Source organism: Schleiferilactobacillus harbinensis, assembly GCF_008694105.1.
GTDB lineage: Bacteria > Bacillota > Bacilli > Lactobacillales > Lactobacillaceae > Schleiferilactobacillus > Schleiferilactobacillus harbinensis.
In genome coordinates this window covers 2,525,957-2,545,406 of the sequence record NZ_CP041364.1, presented here as the reverse complement: position 1 = coordinate 2,545,406, position 19,450 = coordinate 2,525,957, and the positions used below count along the sequence as shown (strand labels likewise).

General features: G+C 56.0%; 17 protein-coding genes. 15 read left to right on the top strand and 2 right to left on the bottom strand.

Annotated elements, in window-relative coordinates:
- Window positions 1-166: 166 nt before the first annotated feature.
- Window positions 167-1,618 (top strand): APC family permease, encoded by a 1,452-nt coding sequence (locus tag FMM01_RS12530; RefSeq protein WP_063516173.1) that lies wholly within the window; start codon window positions 167-169, stop codon window positions 1,616-1,618.
- A 49-nt stretch (window positions 1,619-1,667) separates the two neighbouring features.
- Here FMM01_RS12530 and FMM01_RS16325 read toward each other — a convergent pair whose 3' ends face one another.
- Complete coding sequence (locus FMM01_RS16325) at window positions 1,668-1,817, bottom strand: hypothetical protein (RefSeq protein ID WP_190973367.1); 150 nt, start codon at window positions 1,815-1,817, stop codon at window positions 1,668-1,670.
- A gap of 14 nt (window positions 1,818-1,831) precedes the next feature.
- Window positions 1,832-2,218 carry an iron-sulfur cluster biosynthesis family protein gene (locus FMM01_RS12525; RefSeq protein ID WP_035440730.1) on the bottom strand — a complete coding sequence of 129 codons (387 nt, stop codon included), beginning with the start codon at window positions 2,216-2,218 and terminating at the stop codon, window positions 1,832-1,834.
- A gap of 260 nt (window positions 2,219-2,478) precedes the next feature.
- On the opposite strand from FMM01_RS12525, the gene FMM01_RS12520 reads away from it, so the two are divergent.
- The 14 genes from FMM01_RS12520 (at window position 2,479) to FMM01_RS12455 (ending at window position 19,445) form a co-directional block, all read left to right on the top strand.
- Window positions 2,479-3,588, top strand: a complete 1,110-nt coding sequence (locus FMM01_RS12520; protein WP_150392745.1) for a glycosyl hydrolase — start codon at window positions 2,479-2,481, stop codon at window positions 3,586-3,588.
- Complete coding sequence (gene wsfD, locus FMM01_RS12515; protein ID WP_150392744.1) at window positions 3,585-5,072, top strand: glycan biosynthesis hexose transferase WsfD; 1,488 nt, start codon at window positions 3,585-3,587, stop codon at window positions 5,070-5,072. Before FMM01_RS12520 ends, wsfD begins: the two co-directional genes overlap by 4 nt.
- Window positions 5,069-5,527 (top strand): hypothetical protein, encoded by a 459-nt coding sequence (locus FMM01_RS12510; RefSeq protein ID WP_150392743.1) that lies wholly within the window; start codon window positions 5,069-5,071, stop codon window positions 5,525-5,527. The genes wsfD and FMM01_RS12510 overlap by 4 nt, the downstream gene beginning before the upstream one ends.
- Entirely contained in the window at window positions 5,520-6,632 is a 1,113-nt protein-coding gene (locus FMM01_RS12505; RefSeq protein ID WP_150392742.1) for a hypothetical protein, read from the top strand. Before FMM01_RS12510 ends, FMM01_RS12505 begins: the two co-directional genes overlap by 8 nt.
- Complete coding sequence (locus tag FMM01_RS12500; protein WP_150392741.1) at window positions 6,629-7,882, top strand: glycosyltransferase family 2 protein; 1,254 nt, start codon at window positions 6,629-6,631, stop codon at window positions 7,880-7,882. Before FMM01_RS12505 ends, FMM01_RS12500 begins: the two co-directional genes overlap by 4 nt.
- A complete protein-coding gene (locus FMM01_RS12495) occupies window positions 7,875-9,941 on the top strand; it encodes a cellulose biosynthesis cyclic di-GMP-binding regulatory protein BcsB (protein WP_336495128.1) in 2,067 nt (688 codons plus the stop codon). Before FMM01_RS12500 ends, FMM01_RS12495 begins: the two co-directional genes overlap by 8 nt.
- 2 nt (window positions 9,942-9,943) lie before the next feature.
- Window positions 9,944-10,795 (top strand): GGDEF domain-containing protein, encoded by an 852-nt coding sequence (locus FMM01_RS12490; protein ID WP_150392739.1) that lies wholly within the window; start codon window positions 9,944-9,946, stop codon window positions 10,793-10,795.
- An 85-nt stretch (window positions 10,796-10,880) separates the two neighbouring features.
- The gene (locus FMM01_RS12485) at window positions 10,881-11,729 is read left to right on the top strand and encodes an EAL domain-containing protein (RefSeq protein WP_150392738.1); all 849 of its coding nucleotides are present in this window, start codon (window positions 10,881-10,883) and stop codon (window positions 11,727-11,729) included.
- Between the two features lie 358 nt (window positions 11,730-12,087).
- On the top strand, window positions 12,088-13,809 hold the full coding sequence (locus FMM01_RS12480) for an ABC transporter ATP-binding protein (protein WP_190973366.1): 1,722 nt from the start codon (window positions 12,088-12,090) through the stop codon (window positions 13,807-13,809).
- Window positions 13,810-13,854: 45 nt separating this feature from the next.
- Entirely contained in the window at window positions 13,855-15,312 is a 1,458-nt protein-coding gene (locus FMM01_RS12475; protein WP_150392736.1) for an ATP-binding cassette domain-containing protein, read from the top strand.
- An 18-nt stretch (window positions 15,313-15,330) separates the two neighbouring features.
- Entirely contained in the window at window positions 15,331-16,806 is a 1,476-nt protein-coding gene (abc-f, locus tag FMM01_RS12470; protein ID WP_150392735.1) for a ribosomal protection-like ABC-F family protein, read from the top strand.
- A gap of 242 nt (window positions 16,807-17,048) precedes the next feature.
- Window positions 17,049-18,233, top strand: a complete 1,185-nt coding sequence (locus FMM01_RS12465) for a multidrug effflux MFS transporter (RefSeq protein ID WP_063516179.1) — start codon at window positions 17,049-17,051, stop codon at window positions 18,231-18,233.
- Between the two features lie 115 nt (window positions 18,234-18,348).
- Window positions 18,349-18,576: a hypothetical protein gene (locus FMM01_RS12460; RefSeq protein ID WP_063516180.1), complete on the top strand. Its 228-nt coding sequence runs from the start codon at window positions 18,349-18,351 to the stop codon at window positions 18,574-18,576.
- Window positions 18,577-18,596: 20 nt separating this feature from the next.
- Complete coding sequence (locus FMM01_RS12455; protein WP_150392734.1) at window positions 18,597-19,445, top strand: NAD(P)H-binding protein; 849 nt, start codon at window positions 18,597-18,599, stop codon at window positions 19,443-19,445.
- The last annotated feature ends 5 nt before the right edge of the window (window positions 19,446-19,450 follow it).

Sequence of the window (19,450 nt, the reverse complement as noted above, 5' to 3'; positions counted from 1 at the left end):
CCAAGTCGCCTAACCACATCGGCGGCAAAGCCGCCGTGTGGTTTCCATGGCTGAGCCCCCTCAGCCTCCGCTTGCTACGCACTTGGCACTACATACGCCAGACTCGCCACACTAAAATTGAATTGATTTCCAGCACCACATTTTATATTTAATACGGAGGATCATTATTGTGCAGGAAGAAATCACCCCGAACCGGCGGTATATGAGCTGGCCTGTTTTGAGTCTGCTTGTTTTTATTACCGTTATTGGGTTCGAAAATATCTTTTATCCGTTCCAGAACCAAGGCTTATCGGTCGTTATTAACTGGGTCATTTTGCTGGTGATTTACATCGTGCCCTATGCGCTGATCTCGGCGCAGTTGGGGACGACGTTTACCCGCGCTGACGAGGGCGGCGGGTTGGCGACTTGGATGCGCCGGACGCTGGGCGACACTTGGGGGTACTGGACCAGCTGGATTTATTGGGCGCAGACGCTGCCTTACCTGGTGGATGTGTCTAACTCGGTCATTGTCGCGTTGTCCTGGCTGATTCTGGGCGATAACACGCTGGGGAAGCGGATGTCGAATTTGACGTTTGGCCTGCTGACTTTCGCCATTATTCTATTGTTTATTGTGTTAGAAAACCTCTTCTCCCGTTCCCTGGAAGTGATGTCCTTGATCGGCGGGGCGGCGATGTTTTTGATGGCGGTATTGTTCGTGGCGCTGACTGCGGCCGGTTTGGCCAAGGGCGTCCACTCCGCAACGACCTTCACTTGGGCGGCGTTCCGCCCGCATTTCTCCATGCATTACTTCGCCACCACGGGGCTGTTGATCTTCGCCACGTCTGGGGCGGAGTTGGGGGCGACGTATGTGGCCCAATTGCGCAACCCGAAGAAGGAGTTTCCCAAGGCCATGTGGGCACTGGCAATTATGACCGGCTTCCTGGTCATCTTCGGTTCCCTGGCCCTGGGGGTCTGGTTCAATGCCAACCATTTGCCGGATGACCTGAAGATGAATGGCGCCTACTACGCCTTCTCTATGCTGGGCAAGGCCTGGGGCTGGGGCAAGACACTGATGTACATGTTCGCCGGCACCCAGCTGCTGTTCATGCTCGCCCAGCTGGCGGTCTTGATCGATGCCTCCAGTCGGGTGCTGTCGGCGGATACGGCCATGCGCTTCATGCCGAAGTGGCTGCTGCAGAAAAATAAGCAGGGCCGGCCGGTACACAGCTACATTTTCACCGCCGCCCTCTGCCTGTTCCTGCTGCTGTTATCCGGCACCTTGCCGAACATCAACGCCATCTTCAACTGGCTGCTGAACTTGAACGGGATCGTCTCTCCGTACAAGACCGCCCTGGTCTTCGTCGCCTTCCTGGCACTGCGGGCCCAGGCGGATAAGTTCACCTCCGGCTACACGTTCATTAAGAGCAAAGCCGGGGCTTACCTGGTCGGCGGCTGGTGCTTCGTCTTCACGTTCATCTGTGCCACTCTGGGCTTCTTGCCCCAGGAAGTGGTCTTTGGGACGACTGGGTGGACGCACCAACTGGTCATGAATATCATTTCGGTTATCGTTCTGTTCGGTTTCGGCTTCATCATGCCGTTGCTGGCGCGCCGCGATATTGCGAAAGAAAATCTAGAGTAACCCAAAAAGCGGGTCGTCACCCCAGCGGATGACGGCCCACTTTTTGCATTCAGCGATACTTGTGTTCAGCGTTTTCCTGCCGTTTTTTAGCGATACTGGCCTTGGCATTGTCGTCGGCGATCTCGGTCCACCGATCGGGCCGATTCGCCCCAAGCAGGACTTTGAAGAAAGTTGCAATGGCGTGCCACATCAGAGTCACGTCCTTTCTCTCTCCTACCGCGCCGGATTCTCCTTGATACCGTTGGGATCAGTGAAATCAATGAAACCGACGTTGGTGTCAATGTCGCCGGAATCTCCAGACAGGCTCATCGTGTCATATTGCGGGTGGAAGCGCACGACCAAATGATCATCCATGCCTTCCATCCCGTAAGCTTTGACGTAGACCTTGCCCAGATTGGAATCGATCGTGGCGTCGTAGGTGTCCAGCGAAGCTTCGGGTCCGATGATGTTGATGGTGAATTGGGTCTGCATGTGGATCATGGCGTGTTGGGAATAGGGGCCGACCCCATCCTCAAACGTCAGCAGCAGCCGATCACCGTCTTTCCAGCGATCCTGAATTCGTTTTGTAACGGTTTCGTCGAATTTAATATCTTGAGTCATGATAGAACCTCCTTAATTCAACAGTGGTGCCCCTGCTAGGCACCACAGACAGTGTAAAACTGTAACCCTTTCAAGCGTCTACAGTATACGGCGAAGTGGCTGAAAAGGGGCAAACGACGCTCACTGAGAATGACTAAGCCGCCTGACTAGTCTGACTGAAAGTGAGTGTCGCGGTCTAGGCCAATGTATGATATAGTTGCATAGAAATATTTAACCGTATTTATATAGAAGAAAAATCACTTAGGCAGGAGACTCAGCGTATGCACCAGGGGATTGGTTGGTTGATTATCGGCGGCGGGATTTTATTAGCGGGTTGTACCCAACAGGCGCAATCGGCCAACACGACTATTGATGCGCCTAAGGTGGCGCTGGTGGCGCCGCAGAAGGACACCGATTTTGCGGCGGCCCGCCAAGCTCTGACGCAGTTTTTGACCAGACAAATGGTTCAACCGGATGGTATTTATACTAATTTTTTGGATAGCCAGAGCACCGGCGATACCGCAACGGGTCATGAATATTTAAGCGAATCCACCGGTCTGTGGCTCCAGCATCTGGTGCTGACGAAACAGCCGGCGGCGTTCAAGACCTTTTATCAACGCAGCAAGACGACGCTGTGGCAAGGGCAGCAGTTTACCTACCGCTATGATCCCGCCCGCAATTATCGTTATCCGGTGAACGCCGGGGTGGATGATTTGCGCATCGTGAATGCAGTGGGGCGGATCACCCGCCAGACCAAGCAATCCGCCTGGCAGCATACATATACGAAGCTGGCCCGGACAGTCTTGGCTAATACTGTGCCCCAGGGCCGGGTCGTGGACTACGTCGACGCCCAGACCCATGAACGGGCCCAGCAAACTACGCTGTGTTACGTGGATCTGGCCACGCTGCAGCCGCTGCTGCCAACGCGACAGTACGCCCAGGCCCTGGCTTTAGTCCAGACGGGCCGGTTGACCGGGCACTTGCCGCTGTATGCCACGCGCTATGATTTTCAGAAGCACGCCTATACTGGGACAGACAGCATTAATATTGTTGAATCACTGTTCACCGCGGTGCATTTGGCCGAAGTGGAGAAAGTGCCGGCGGCGACGGTGAATTGGGTGAAGGATCATGTGCAAAACAATACGCTGTATAACCGCTGGGGAGCCGATGGGACGCCCCAGACCACCGACCGGTCCGCGGCCGGTTACGCGCTGGCGGCCCAACTCGGCTTGTTTACCGGCGACCGGGCTTTGGCTAAATTGGCCCTGCAGCGGGCGCTGGCCTTTCAAATCACCGGGGCCCTGGGCGATCTGCCCAGCCAGCAAGTTTATTCCTTCGATAATCTCACCACCCTAGTGACCCTAGATATGTACTTAAACGGAGAATCATGACCCAATTCAAAAATAAAATTAAACAATTCGGCCGTATGGTTCAGCAATGGTGCTCACCGGCTCTTTTTGCCGTGTTGGCGGCCGCCGTCATCGTCGGGCTCTTATTATTTGTCCCGCCGCTGAACGGGTACGCGGACAATGGCGATTTTTACCGGATCATGGATGCCGTCGGGCTGTACCATCGGCTGGGCCAGCCATACCACATGGTGGCCTACATTAATCCGACTTATGGCATTCGCCAATACTTTAACGAAAATACCGCCGCGCTGTTTTCTTCCCAACCGCTGTTCATTCGTCCGGCAATTTGGTTGAATCAGCTGGTTTTCAACCGCTTGGTGTTTGATATTCGCTTCCAAGGGATCATTTATTATGCTCTTTTTTTGGGCGCTTTGTATCTTGTGGTGCGGGCGGTGACCCGGGGCCGCGGTCTGCGTCAGTACGTGTTAGCCGCCGTCTGTGTCTTTGTTTTCGCCGACAGCAGTTATACCCTCTACTTCAATTCTCTGTTTGGCGAAGCAGCCATGGCAGTCACCGGCATGGCCGCCGTGGCGGCGTTATTATTGCTGGCTCGCCGGGAAACTCGCCCAGCGTGGCGGCGCTGGCTGCTGCTGGCCATTTTTCTGCTCAGCGCCGGCCTGTTGATCACGGTGAAACAGCAAAATGCCCCGCTGGCTTTGAGTTATATGGTCATGGCGCTGGGCCTGCTGCCGCTGCTGCCGCGCCGCAAAAAACTGTTAGCTGCCGGAGTGCTGGCCGCGCTGCTGATTACTGGCGGGATGACTTACAAATTGATCACGCCGGAGTTTCAAAACATCAATCGATATCAGACAATGACCCGGGGTGTGTTGTTAATGGATAAAAATCCGGGTAAAACGCTGAAAGAGGGAAAGATCAATCCCCAGTTTGCGCTGCTGCGCCAGTCTGTTTATTACCAGAGTTATCAGCCGGTGAACACTCGGGGGACCGTGGTCCAACGGGATTTTGTCCAGCGGTTTGATTTCGTCTGGGTGCTGCGCTTCTATCTCACCCATCTGCCCGCGTTTGGCCGGATCCTGGATTTGGCAGCCAAGGATGGGCAGCTGACCCAGGTCAAAGCAGTGAGCAATTACTCAGCCACCAGCGGCCGGACCAAGCAGGCGCAAGCCCATTATTTCACGGGATTCAGCAGCTTTATGGGTACGTTCTTTCCAGCAAAGTTTGCTTTCTATTGCTTATTTGTGGCGGTTATGATGGGATTATACGCCGGCGGGGCATATTTGGGCTTTCGCCGCCACCAGGCCTGGCCGATTATGAAATTGGCGGTTGTGACGGGGCTGGGGTCGATCATTATCGGGGTGATGGTGATCTCGGTGGTGGGCGATGGCGACGCGGATCTGGCGAAACATTTGTTTATGGTCGCGCAGAGTACCGATTGGCTGCTGATCCTGCTGCTCAGTGACGTAACGAATCAAACCCTGTTCCGGGAACCGGAGGCGGCGGTATGAACCGGTGGCTGATCGTAATTTTTGCCAGTTTGGCGGGGCTGATCGGTTTCGCCAACCCGGTCCAGGCAGCGGCCCCGGAGCGGGTCCTGCTGGTTTACGATAGTGAAAATATCCAAGCGGATGGGCAGTACCAAATCGACAGTTTGAGCCGCATACTAGCCAGTCTGCATATTGCTGTTCAACGGGAGAATATGAGCGCCTATCGATCGGGCACACTGACCGATCAGCGGTTCAGCGGCGTGATCACCATGGTGAATTGGCACCAAAGCCGCTTGACCAATGCCCAATTTCTTCGGGACCGGACGGCTTTTACCGGTAAAAAACTGCACATTGGCCAAAATCTGACGGCAGCGGAACAGGCGGCTTTGGGGGGCGGGACAAATACTGACCCACCAACAATACACCTTACAGGATACGGCCAGCGGGGCACGCCAGTTACTGCCGTTCATGAGTGATCAATGGTCTTTATTTCCGGCAACAGGAGAGCGGATCGGCACGCTTCATCAGCAAGGCACCGACCAGCAGTATGCTTTCGGGACGATTCACGGCAATCAGGCCTATTTGCCGACCTACAGTGCCAGCGGGCTGACCAATGTGCTGAGTACGCGGTTGCTGGCGCAGTTCTTTGCCGGCCGCGCAGCCGAGCAGAATCCAGTACTGGTCCTGACGGGGGTGACCCCTGTCAGCAATCTCCTCTTACTGCGCCGGACCACTGCGTTTCTGCGTCAGCAGGGGATTCCCTTTACAGTCAGTGCCACGATGACGGCATTGAATCCAGAGTTGCCGGAACATAGTGCCTACCTGCGGGCACTGGCTCAGGTGCAGCTGGACGGCGGGGTGATTTTCTGGCAGGTACCAGAGGTGTACGATCCTACGGCCCAGACCGCCGCCATCCTGCGCCAGCAGTTCAATGCTCAGCTGGGCGAGGCAATTAAAGAAATGGTTTATCCGGTGGGTATCAGTGCACCGGGGTACTGGCAATTTGACCGGACCTTCCGCCAGTCCTTGACTCCGGCAGACCAGACCGTGCTGCTGCCGGATCCGCGGAATTATGACTTGCGCCGGTACGCGCCGACCACGACGGCTGCGCCGCTGCCGCAGGCTTTCGCCGCGCTGGCCTGGGCGGAGGAAAACACGATGACCGGGGTCGAGGCGCTGCGGTTTGCGGCCCCCACGGCCCTGACCATTGCCCTGCCAACAACGACTAAGAATTTCCAGGCCCTGCGCCGGCAGGTCCGGCGCTGGCCCCAGCAGACCTGGCGGGCGCTGGGGGAAGACCCGGTGGCCCGGCAGCTGCAGGGTGCTCGCCATACGGTGGTAATCGCCGCCGGCCAGTACACCGTGGACGGTCAAGAGGCGGTGCTCGGTCAGCGGGCCGTACCCCACGCCCAGGCGAAACGGGCAGCCACGGCTGCGTCCCAGGTCAATGCGTTTACCCGCTGGCAGGGCACGGTCTTATTGATTTTTATTATTATCGCGTTGGCGATCCTAACGGCCTTTCTGCTCTACGGTCGGCGGATTTACCGCAATCAATTTCGGCGAAAGGGGCCTAAACCATGAGTGTGCTAGATTGGTGTTTGCTGGTGGCGATCACGACAATTTGGCTGATCCTGGTGGTCAATGTCGTGCTGGTCATTGCCGGCTACTTAGAATATCTGCAGCAAGTGAAGCGGCCGGTACCGGCGCTGCCCCAGGTACCGCCGTTTGTCTCCGTCATGGTACCGGCCCATAACGAGGGCATTGTGATTGTGAAAACCGTGGAGGCTCTGCTGCGTTTCGACTACCCCCAGGACCGCTATGAGATCATCGTCATCAACGACAACTCCGATGATGATTCCGCGGTGCTGCTGGCCGCACTGCAGCGACAGCACCCGGATCGCCAGCTGACCATCGTGAACACCGATGCGGCCAATGGCGGCCGGGGTAAGAGCAATGCCCTGAATATTGGGCTGGCCGCGGCCCAGGGCGAAGTCTTGGCGATCTATGATGCGGACAATACACCGGAAGCCGGTGCGCTGCGGATTCTGGTCAGCGAACTCATGGCCGATGACAGTCTGGGCGCGGTGATCGGTAAATTCCGCACGCGCAATCGTCATGCGACCCTGTTGACCCGGTTCATCAATATTGAGACCCTCTCGTTTCAATGGATGGCCCAGGCTGGCCGCCAGCATTTGTTCGGATTGTGTACTATTCCGGGAACCAATTACGTCATTCGGCGGGAATTGATCGATGCCATCGGCGGCTGGGACGTGCAGGCCCTGGCGGAGGATACCGAAATCAGCTTCCATGTGTATCTGCACCATTTGCGGATTTTATTTCAACCCAAGGCCGTTACCTGGGAACAGGAACCCCAGACGCTGCCGGTGTGGTTTCACCAGCGGACCCGCTGGGTGAAGGGCAATATCTATGTTATTTTGAAAAATCTGCCGCTGCTGGCCAAACCCAGTGCCCGGATCATTCATTTTGACCTGCTGTATTATCTGGCCATTTATTTTCTGCTGATGGCGTCGCTGGTGTTGTCCGATGTCGTCTTCGTGTTTTCCGTCGCTGGGGTGGTGCACTCGCATCTTCAGGGATTTTCCAACACCTTGTGGCTGCTGGCCATCATTTTGTTTGTGGTGAGTACGTACACGACGATCACGACGGAAAAAGGCGAACGCAATTTCAATAATGTTTGGATCATTATCTTAATGTATGTCACGTACAGCCAGTTGTGGCTGGCCGTGGCCGTTTACGGGATGGGAGAATATATTCGTGAACAAGTATTTCACAAACAGGCGCGCTGGTATAAAACGAAGCGCTTTGAGTAAAGGAATTACCGCCTGGGTACTGGGGTGGCTGTTGGTGTTAGCCTTTGGGATCACGGCGGTGCACGCGGCTGATCTCACCTATACCCAGCCCCTGCAAAACGTGACCCAGTCCTTGACGGGGCAGGGAATCACCAGCGATACGTATTTTGTGAAAGAAGACTACTGGGATGTGCAGCAGGCTAAGCTGATTTTTCATTATCAGGTGAGTCAGTTGGCGGACCAGCGGACATCAGACATCACGGTGGTGCTAAATGGCGTCAAGTTTGCTTCTTTTCGGCCGAAAAATGCGGCGGGGCTGCAGACGGAAACGATCCAGATTCCGTTGCGGCTGCTGGCCGGGAGCAATCACCTGCAGTTTATGGGCCAGGTCCTGACGACCGCTGCCGGTACCGCTCAGCGGGTGCAGACGCCTGCCAATTGGCTGACAGTTTACCCGGAATCCAACGTGAATTTTGTTTATGCGCTGAAGCCGCCGGAACCGGCGATCCGTTCGTTTTACGCCCATTTCAGCGGGATGGACACAATCAGTAACGGCCTCAGCGGTATTGCGGTGCCCCAGGGTCCGCGCAATGCAGAACTCACGGCGGCGACTTACGCCCTGGCGGGGTATTCCCGGGTGATGACCAATGAACAGGATCAGGTACCGATTGCCCCCCTTGGTACCGCGGATTTGACGAAGCGGGTCTATCAGATCGTGATTGCCCGGGCAGATCGGCTGCCGGCCAGTTTGCGCGGCAGTATCAGTCAGACTGAGTTAGCCAAGGGCGCAGTGATCCGGACGGTTTACCGGGGCGGCACGTATTATTTGGTGCTTACCGCCCGCACCGATGCGCTGCTGATCAAGGCGGCCCGCTTTGCGGCCAACCAGGAATTGATGACCCAGACCCGGGCCGCGGAAAAAACGATCACTGCTGCAACGCCCACTTACAGCAGTTCGCTGCAGGATAACAACGGCCATTACCAGTTGACTGCGGCGGGTACCCAGCTGACCGGCGCCGGTCGGCAAAGTGCCGCCTATTTTGTGCGCCTGCCCATGGATCAAACCAACGCCGCGGGCAGCCAAGTCCGGCTGACGTTCCGCTACGCCCAGAACTTGGACTTTGCCCGCTCGCTGGTGACGGTCTACATCAACGACACGCCCATCGGCAGCCAGCATTTGCGGCGGACGGCGGCCAACCAAGCGACGCTGGCCCTGAATATCCCCGCCAAGCTGGCCGTGGGCGACGCGATCACGGTGCGGGTCGCCTTTGATCTGGCCCTGGCCGGCAGCGGCAGCCAAGACAATGACCAAACCCCCTGGGCCTACGTCGCCCCCCAGTCTGAGTTATTTGTCCGGACCAAACCGGTGACGGATCAGTTGTTTTCTAACTATCCGAGTCTGTTTCTGAAAAACAACCGGTTCAATCAGATTGCCATCGTCCGGCCCCGGACCATGACCCCCAGTGACTTTGCTACTTTGACCAATATTGTGAATTTGCTGGGTAATTTCGCCAAGAGCAACACTGGTGAAGTGGTCTATTATACAGGTCAGCCGGCCGCCGCAGTTTTGGCAAACCACAACGTCATCGCCTTCGGGACAACCCGGGCTAATTCCTATATCCATGCCTTGCAGCCCCATCTGTATTTTCAGTTCAACAAGACAGAAACCGGCTTTGTCTCCAATGAAAAGCTGAGTATCGAAGCGGCGTACGGGCGTACTCTGGGGGCTGCCCAATTGCTGCGTTCGCCGGTGAATAAAAATCATGTGGTGCTGGTGGTCACCGGCGGAACGCCCCAAGCGGCGTATCTTGGTTCGACGCAAATCAATTTTCAGAAGAATATTAGCCAACATGCCGGTGATTTGATCGCGGTGGACAGCGATAACCAGCTCTGTAATTACCGGTTCAAAAAGACAGCCAGTCCAACAGCCCCCAAGTCCCCAGTGAAACGGCTGCTCAAGCGGTCCAGTCTGGTGATTTTCTTGACTGTGGCGGCGGTGATCTTCATCGTTTTGGCAGTGCTGGTTGTCCTGCTGCTGCGCAAATACGGCCGTCAATCAGGGAAAGGGCGTGAAGAATAGTCATGAAACCGCAACGGCTGAATTTAAAAACAGACTTGTACTTGCTGGGCTTTTTGGCGCTGTTCGCAGTGACGGCACTCTTCATGGGGCTCACCTCGACCCACATTTTGCTCAACACTATCTATCTGGGGATTGCCCTGCTGCTGGTGGCGTTGACCTATTTTCTTGGCTTGATGTTTGGGCTGGTGGCGAATATGGTCTTTATTTTTGGGCAAGGTACGATTATGGTATACCAAAACGTGTTGGCGGATCAGACCGTTTCTCTGGTGATGATTTTTTGGCTGCTGATGCCCTTGGCCTTGTCGGTGGTTTTCCACGGCGTGGCCCAGACGACACTGCAGCTGCAGACAGAAATCACCCACTTGGCTGAAAGCCAGGATCAGTACAGTGCCTTCGACGAAGCCACCCATTTGCGAACCACGGTAGCCTATTACGAAGACGCGGGCGTGTTCTTGGAAACAAGCCGGCGCTTTTCGATTCCCGTCAGTACCATTGCCATTCGGCTGCGGTATTTGGGGGAGCTGCGTCAATTATTGTCGCGAGCGCAATTTGCGGCGCTGATTCGCACGGCGTCCCGGACGCTGGACCATGCGACGCGGGACAACGACGTGGTGTATTACGTGAATCAGACCACGCCGACTTGGGCGGTGCTGCTCTATACCGATAAGGCAGGGGCGCAGATTGCTGCTAACCGGATACGCACGTCTTTTGCCGCTCAGCTCGCGCAGCAGCCGGACATGCCGGACGTGGATGTCAGTTTGATCATCGGGATTGCCAGCAGTGCCCCAGCGGCGGTAAAAACCCCGGCGGAGCTGATGCACGCCGCACTCAAAGAAACCGAATATGACGTTTGATGCATTGCACTTTTCCCACAATTTGCTACGATATTAACAAAACAGATGAGCGGCTTTAGAATCAGGGTGAAAAGAGGTAAGACTGATGATACAGGGGGCTTGGATCTTATCGATTGTTTTTCTTGGTCTGGCTGGTATCGGCCTGATCGTGCTTGTACATAATCGACGGCAGCCGGTACCGACCAAGCAGCCATGTACCAATCAGTGGCGCTATTTTGTTCAGCCGCAGGTGAATGATGCCAGCCGGGTCGTCGGCTATGAGTGTTTGCTGCGCAAAAAGCAGGCTGACGGCACCTGGTCGGTACCCCAGGAGGACAACAACTTGACGTTGGGGCAGATTCGGCAGCTGCTGGTGCCCACGTTTAGTCAATTACCGGAAACGCCCATTTCGCTGGCAGTGAATCTGACTTATGCGCAAATCGTTGGACACGAGTTTGCCAATTTTGTGCATTGGATGATGCATCAGATCGCACCGCTGTATTTGACGGTGGAATACCGGTCTGACCAAGTCCCCGGCAGGCTCCAGCAATATCATTTCCTGCAAAACATTCGCGCGGCTCAGGATTTCGGGGCTAAGTTTGCCGTGGATAATGTGGGTTCCGATTTGCAGGCCCTGAAGCAAATCGAATGGCTCCTGCCGGTGGTCGATGTGTTGAAATGTTCCATGGCGGCTTTTCGCAAGGATGATCCGTCGATTTGGCTGCACCTCAATCTGGGGTTTTGGAATCAGCTGGCTAAGGAACGGCAAATTAATTTGGTGTTAACCGGCGTGGAAACTGAGGAAGATGCAGCGTTAGCCCGGCAGCTCAAAATCCAATTCCGCCAGGGCAATCTGGTGGGTGAACCCGTGGAAATGCCAGCGGTGATCCCGCCAACGACCCAGACGGCCTTGCAGCGGCCGCGGGATAATCGGCATGTGGAACACATTGAATGACAAAACTCTGATGGCTCGGTTCTGAGTCCTCATTTTTTATCTTTTAAAATTAAAAGCTTGCCAACCCGGATGAGGGTGTGCTATCTTTAGGTCATCAAATATTAACGAGGTGAAACACATGTCCATTTCTGTACGTATTGCGCTGCTTGCATAACCAGTTTGACTGGTTATTGCGATTGACTGACCGTATGTCTGTATGGCATACATCAGCTCATTTGCGTACGTACAGGATATTGCGACGTGTGTTTTTTTGGTGCCAGCCAAGGGCGGAGTCTTTTGGCGCGCATCGTTAAATAAACACTGCTTTCATGCAACCTCTCCTGGCGCCGTAAATGGGCATCAGGGGAGGTTTTTTTACGTGTTACATTACTTAACCGACGACCGCAAGCACTTGGTGTATAACATCGTGCTGACCCTCGTCAACGCCTTCACCATGACCTTCTACGCTTACGTGCTGCAATGGGTCATGTATATTGCCACTGGCAAGGTGAAGATGAGCTTTTTCAATGCAATTTTGCTGCTGCTGGGCTATGTCGTTGTGTCTAACGTCATTGATTCCCTGTGGCAGTACGATAGCTTGGCTTGGCCGACGCGGATTTCACAACGGATCCGCAATGACGTCTTTGCCACGATCGATGATTTTGATCCGTCCACCTTCAACCGCACCACGACCGGGAGCTACGTGGCGAAGCTGACCAAACAGGTGGATCTGGTCCAACAAAGTTATTTTCAGATTATTTTGTTTCTGGCCTATAACGCGGCCCAGTTGGTCATTGCGACGATCGGCACGCTGCTGATCAATCCACTGATCACGGGCTTGATCGTACTGCTGAGTATTCCGTCGGTGATCCTGCCGTTTTTGACCAAGAAGTATTTGGAAAATGCCAAGGAAGGTGTCGTGGACCAGCTGGACCGTTACACCAGCCACATCACTGATTTTCTGCAAGGGTTCACGACAGTGCAATACGCGCTGTCCCAGCCGATTTTCTTCCGCCGCCACCAGGCGGCGAACCAGGAATTGACGGATGCCAGTACCCGGGATGTGAAAGTGCAGAAAATTATTGGCGGAGTCTCCAATGCCTTCTCCGATGTGCTGTACTTCGGCACATGGCTGCTGGGCGCGTGGTTCGTGCAGCAAGGGCAGATGGACCTGGGCCAGCTCGTGGCCTTCTCGCAATTGTCCGCGATGCTGAACTGGCCCATGGCCAGCATGATCCGCTACCTGACGGAACTCTATGGTGGGCGCAAAGCGGCCAGCGAGTTGCAGACGGTTCTGCAGCAGGGTCAGCAGGCCGAGGCTAAGATGGCCGATCTGACGCCGACAGATCCGTTTATCGTCGGCCGGCACTTGGCCTTTCAAATTAACGATCAGCCGATTCTGAAGGATGTTTCCTTCCGGCTGGGGGCCAAGGAAAAGGTCCTGCTGGTGGGCGCCAGCGGTTCTGGTAAATCGACGCTGGTGCGGACACTGCTCAACGAAGTCCACGGCTATTCCGGTCAGATGACCATTGACGGGCAGGATTTGAAGCAGATCAACCGGTTGGCGGTCTACCGCACGATCGGCATCATGGAGCAGCACGGTTATATCTTCCAAGGCACGGTCCGCGAAAACGTCAGTCTGTTTGATCCCCAATATCCGGATCAGCAAATTGTCGCGGCCCTGGATCGGGCGGGGCTGGCCAATTGGTTGACGACCCACGATTTGGACACCCCGCTGTCTGATCGCGGTCCGGAATTATCCGGCGGCGAAAAGCAGCGGTTGGCGCTGGCCCGGCTGTACCTGCGCGGCTATCGCTACTTCATCTTTGATGAATTGACCACTGGCTTGGATCCCAACATTGCCACGACGCTGGAACACGATCTGTTCCAGCTCCCGCAAGGATTTCTGTTGATTACTCACCGGTACAACGATGAGATCTTCCGGGCAGCAGACCGCATTCTGGTCATGAGCCACGGCCAGCTGGTCGCCCAAGGTAATTTCCGTTCACCGGCCGTGCAACGGGAACTGCGCCGCCTGCAGCTGGTGGCTGACCCGGGGACCGGACAATCGACCCCGCTGGTGCTGGCCCCGGCGGAATAAACGAACTATTTCCCGGGGAATACTCTGCGGAAGGAGTGATTTATAGTGAGTACGATTGCCATTCAGAACCTCACTTTCGGCTATCCGGATCAAGCACAGCCGTTATTGAAGCAGCTGTCTGTATCGTTTGATGCCAGTTGGCATCTGGGTTTGATCGGCCGTAATGGGCGGGGCAAAACCACTCTGCTGCGGTTGCTGCTGGGCGCCTTGCAGCCCACCCAAGGGGCCATCACCACTGATTTAGCATTTCACTATTTTCCCCAACCCTTGCCGGCCCAAGCGGCGGCCATGACCGTCAGTGAAGTTTTGCTGGCCATCAGTGCTGCTGAGCCCTGGCAGTGGCAGGTGGAGATGCAGAACCTGGGGTTGCCGCTGGCGCTGATGGATCAGCCGTTTGGCACGTTATCCGGCGGCGAGCAGACCAAAGTTATGCTGGCCGAGTTGTTTAGTGCCCCCGCCGGATTTGCTTTGGTTGATGAACCAACGAATCACCTGGATGTTCAGGGCCGCCGGCAAACCGCCCGGTACTTGCAGCACAAGCAGGGGTTCATCGTGGTCAGTCATGACCCAGCGTTTTTGGACACCACCACGGATCATACATTGGCTCTGGAGCGGCAGGGTGTTGCACTGTATCAAGGCAGCTATCAAGTATGGCATCAGGAGAAAACCGCGGCGGATACCCGCGAGGCCGCTGAACAGGGGCAGTTGAAGCGGGAAATCAGCCGCTTAACTGCCGCGGCCCAAACCCGGAGTACTTGGGCGCAGAAGACCAACGCCCAGGGTCCGGCGTTCAGTAAACAAGCGGCGCGGATGATGCGCAAGGCAAAGAATATTGAGCATCGCAGCGATACGGCGATTGCGGCTAAACAAGCGCTGCTCAAAAACATTGAGGTGATCGAGCCGCTGACCGTGCCTTACACCCCCTGGCGGGAGGACCCGGTGCTGCGGGCCGAGACGGTGACGGTCCAGCGGCATGGGCGGTCATTATTTCAACCGGTGAATTTCACGCTGCACCGGGGTGAACGATTGCAGCTGCAAGGACCAAACGGCAGCGGGAAGACCAGCTTGATTCAGGCGCTGCTTGGCCAATTGCCGGCCACCGCACTGCAGGGGACGTATCAAATCCCAGCAGGGGTGACTTTTTCCTACCTGCCGCAGACTTTCGCTGATCCTGCTGCCCTCATGCGGTTTGTTGGAGCCGCCGCTCTGCACGATCAGGATATTCTCTACTGGCTGCACAAGATGGGTCTGCCGCGGGCCCGGTTCACGGTACCGGTCGCCCGGTGGAGTATGGGCGAGAAGAAGAAATTGCTGCTCGCCGCGTCTCTGCAAAGATCAGGCAATGTCCTGATCTGGGATGAACCGACCAACTATTTGGACGTGGACACGCGCAATCAGCTGTTGGCCGGCGTGCAAAAGAGCGCCGCGACAATGATCATCGTGGATCACGATGCCGCGTTCACCCAGACAATCTGTAATGCCGCCATCGTATTGCACCACTAAAAGAAAGGAGGCCGTATCATGGGCACCATTCAAATTCAAAATCTGACTTTCGGCTATCCAGACCAGGAAACGCCGTTACTGAGTGATCTATCCGTGGCCTTCGATGCCAGCTGGCATCTTGGCCTAGTCGGGCGCAACGGCCGAGGTAAAACAACACTGCTGCACCTGCTGATGGGCGATTTGCAGCCCAGCCAGGGGACCATTACCACTGATCTGGCATTCCATTATTTCCCTCAACCCTTGCCGGCTCAGGCAGACACCATGACCGTCAGCGCCGTTTTACTGGCGATTAGTGCCGTCGAGCCCTGGCAGTGGCAGGTGGAAATGCAGGATCTCGGCCTGCCGCTGACGATTCTGGACCAGCCGTTTGGCACCCTTTCCGGTGGTGAACAGACCAAAGTGTTGCTGGCTGAGCTGTTCAGTGCACCAGCGGGTTTTGCGCTGATCGACGAACCGACGAATCACTTGGACACCCAGGGCCGGGCCCAGACTGCCCGGTATTTGCGCCAGAAACAGGGCTTTATCGTCGTCAGCCATGACCCGGGTTTTCTCAACGACACCACGGACCACACGCTGGCCATCGAGAAGAAGCAGGTGGCGTTGTACCAGGGCAACTATGGCGTCTGGCACCGGGAGAAGACGGCCACGGATGAGCGGGAAGCCGCTGAGCAGGGCCAACTGAAGAAAGAAATTAAGCGGCTCACCGTGGCCGAGCGCCAACGGGAAAGCTGGTCGAATAAGACGGAAGCCAAAGTGTCCGCTTCAGCGGACCGCGGGTTTGTCAGCCATCGGGCGGCGAAGATGATGCGCAAAGCGAAGAATTTGGAACGGCGCAACACCACCGCCATCGCGGATAAGGAAGCATTATTGAAAAACGTGGATGAGGTTGAACCGCTCACGGTACCGTACACCCCGTGGCGGGAACCAGTTGTTTTGCGGGCCAATGCGGTGACCGTGCACCTGGCCAAGCGGCAGCTGTTTCAGCCCGTCAGCTTTACTCTGAATCGGGGCGACCGGTTGCAAATCCAGGGACCCAACGGCATTGGCAAGTCCAGCCTGATTCACGCCTTGCTGGGACAGCTGCCAGCCGGTGCGGTCCAGGGGGCGTTTCAAATCCCCCAGGGGCTCAGCTTGGCTTATTTGCCCCAGACCTTTGCTGATCCAGATAAACTGTTAGCGGCGGTTGGACCGGATGCCTTGAAGGACCAAACGATCCTGTACTGGCTGCATAAAATGGGGATGCCCCGGCCGCGGTTTTTAGTCCCCGTCAGTCATTGGAGCATGGGCGAAAAGAAAAAGCTGCTGCTCGCTGCGGCCCTGCAAAAACCGGGTAATGTCCTGATTTGGGACGAGCCGACCAACTACTTGGACGTGGATACCCGCAACCAGTTGCTGGCTGGCGTCCAGAAAAGCAACGCCACGATGATCATCATCGATCACGACCGGGAGTTTACGGACACCGTCTGTAACCGCCGGCTGGCCTTGGTCCGATGACCGGGTCAACGCAAAGACCGTTCTGCTGTCCTCGTTTTCGAGGATGGCCGAGCGGTCTTTTTAGTTAGTGGTCAGTCAAGGAATGGGACTTGCCTTCTATTTGTAAAATCCTCTGTACATGGGGGGCGATTCTAATGCTCTTCTCTCATCCCGCAGATACGTTCTTGGCATGCGGCATACAACCGGCTGCCCCCCTGTTATAATGAGCTGTTGCGTTACTCTATTGGAAGAAGGAAGCTGTCATGTCATCCCGTCCCCGTCATCCCGCCCGCACCGTACTGCTGGGCGTGCTCAGTGCCTTTGGACCGCTGTCCATGGATATGTACCTGCCCGCTTTACCAGAAGTTGCCAGCCAGCTGCACACCACCAGCGCCGCTGGCCAGCTCACGATCACCAGCTGTATTTTTGGTCTCGCCGCCGGGCAGATCATTGTCGGCCCGTTAAGCGATCGGTGGGGAAGAAAACTGCCGCTTCTGGCCGGCGTTGGGCTGTTCACCTTGACCAGTTTCCTGATTCCCTTCACCACCAGTATCTGGCCGCTGATCATTCTGCGGCTGTTCCAAGGAATCGGCGGCTCAGCGGGCCAAGTACTGTCCCGGGCCGTGGCCCGAGACCTGTTCAGCGGCCCGCAGCTGGGACGGTTCTTGGGTATTTTGATGTCGATCAATGGGATTTTCCCGATCATCGCCCCGCTGCTTGGCGGTGCTGTCCTCAGTTTTACCGACTGGCGCGGGGTGTTTGTCATCCTCGGCGCGATTGGCCTGATCCTCTTTCTGTGGACCTGGTGGGGGCTGCCTGAAACGCTGCCTGCTGATCGGCGCACCGCGACCGGGTTCGCCGCTTTTACCCAAATGTCTGAACTATTTAAAGACCGGCCGTTTATGGGCTACATGCTCAGTCAGGGCTTCGTTTATGGGGCATTATATGTTTATATCTCCGGTTCCGCCTTTGCCTTTGAAACGGTCTTCCATTTTTCGCCCCAAGTATTCAGTATTATTTACGCCATTAACGGGGCCGGGATGATCGTCGCGACGCAGTTTGCGGCCCGCGGACTGAATGATCAAAACGGCCGCAAAATATTAGGCGGCAGCATTCTCACCGCCGCCATCGCCAGTACCCTGCTCTTATTCGGCATCAGCCAGTGGCCCAGCGGGTTGCTGTTAGCTGGCGGCTTGGTCATTATTATTTCTCTCGTTGGGGCCGTGAACACCACCGCCACGACCCTGGCCCTGGGCAATGAAGCCCAACACGCTGGTGCAGCCAGCGCGCTGCTGGGCTTGGGCATGAATGCCATCGGCGGCTTGATGTCTCCCGTTGTGGGTCTGTTCGGCACCCGCAGCAGTTTGCCGATGGTCGCGCTGATCATGGTGTGCGAGTGGATCGCGTTCCTGCTGCTGGTGGGGTTGACGCGTAAAACAATACGTTAATAGTGTCTTGATTTTACATTTGTTTCACGCCGCGGACGTATCCATACCCGCGGCTTTTCTGTTAGAATACAGGGGAATCTAAGGCTTTAGCGGAAAAGAAAGGTGCTTATCCACCATGCAGAAGAAACAAACTGATCAGGAAGAAAAAAAGAAGACGCCCACCCCCCTGGAGACTATTATTTTCACTGCCATCGTATTAGTGGGTATGCTGCTCACGGCAGGGGTCGCGAAATTACTAGGACTTAATCACGACACCACGTTAATTATTGAAATTATTGCGTTCGTCGTGGTAGTCTTGGGCGGTAATTATCTCAGCAAGATACTGGCCAAAAAGCTCGATTAACGATCCAGGGAGGACAAGCAATGACGACTTATGCAATTACCAGTGTCACCGGCCGTTTTGGCCGTGTGGCCGTCAAAGAATTAGCCCAACTGGTACCGGCGACAGATATTGTGGCGCTGGCCCGAAATACTGACAAAGCGGCGGCCCTGGTGCCTGCCGGCGTGACTGTCCGGGCGGGCGATTATACCCAACCGGCAGAACTGGTGCAGTCGTTGCAGGGAGTGGATAAGCTGCTTTTCGTGTCCTCGATCCCCAGTCGGGTGATGCCCCGGCCGCAGCAGCATCAAAATGTCATTGATGCTGCCAAACAAGCCGGTGTCTCTTTCATTGCCTATACCAGTTTCCCCCACGCCGATACGGCCACCGTGCCGCTGGCCCGGGATCACCGGCTCACTGAACAGGCGATTCAAGCCGCTGGGCTGGCCCACGCCTTTTTGCGCAATAACTGGTATTTAGAAAACGAGTTGGCCTTTCTTAAAACCGGCGCGGCGGGTGAGCCGTTCATTTATTCCGCTGGCGCTGGCCGGGCCGGGTATGCACTGGAGCGGGAGTACGCCGAAGCCGCGGCGCGCGTCCTTGTGGCGGCGGCGCCCAAACCCGTCTATGAGTTTGCTGGTCCCGCTCGGACGTTCCGGGATTTAGCCGAGGCGATTCCCGGGGAGTTCCCCATCGAAGCGGTGAGTGACGAGGCCTTTACCCAGCATTTGATCGCCCAGGGGGCTGATCCGCGGCTGGCGCAATTCCAAACGGCCGCCCAGGCGATGATTCGTCAGGGCGTGCTGGCTGAAGACACGACAGATTTGCCGGATGTTTTGGGCCGGCCGCTGACGCCGCTGGCGGATGCGATTCAGGAAATTTTGCAGAAGTAATCCAA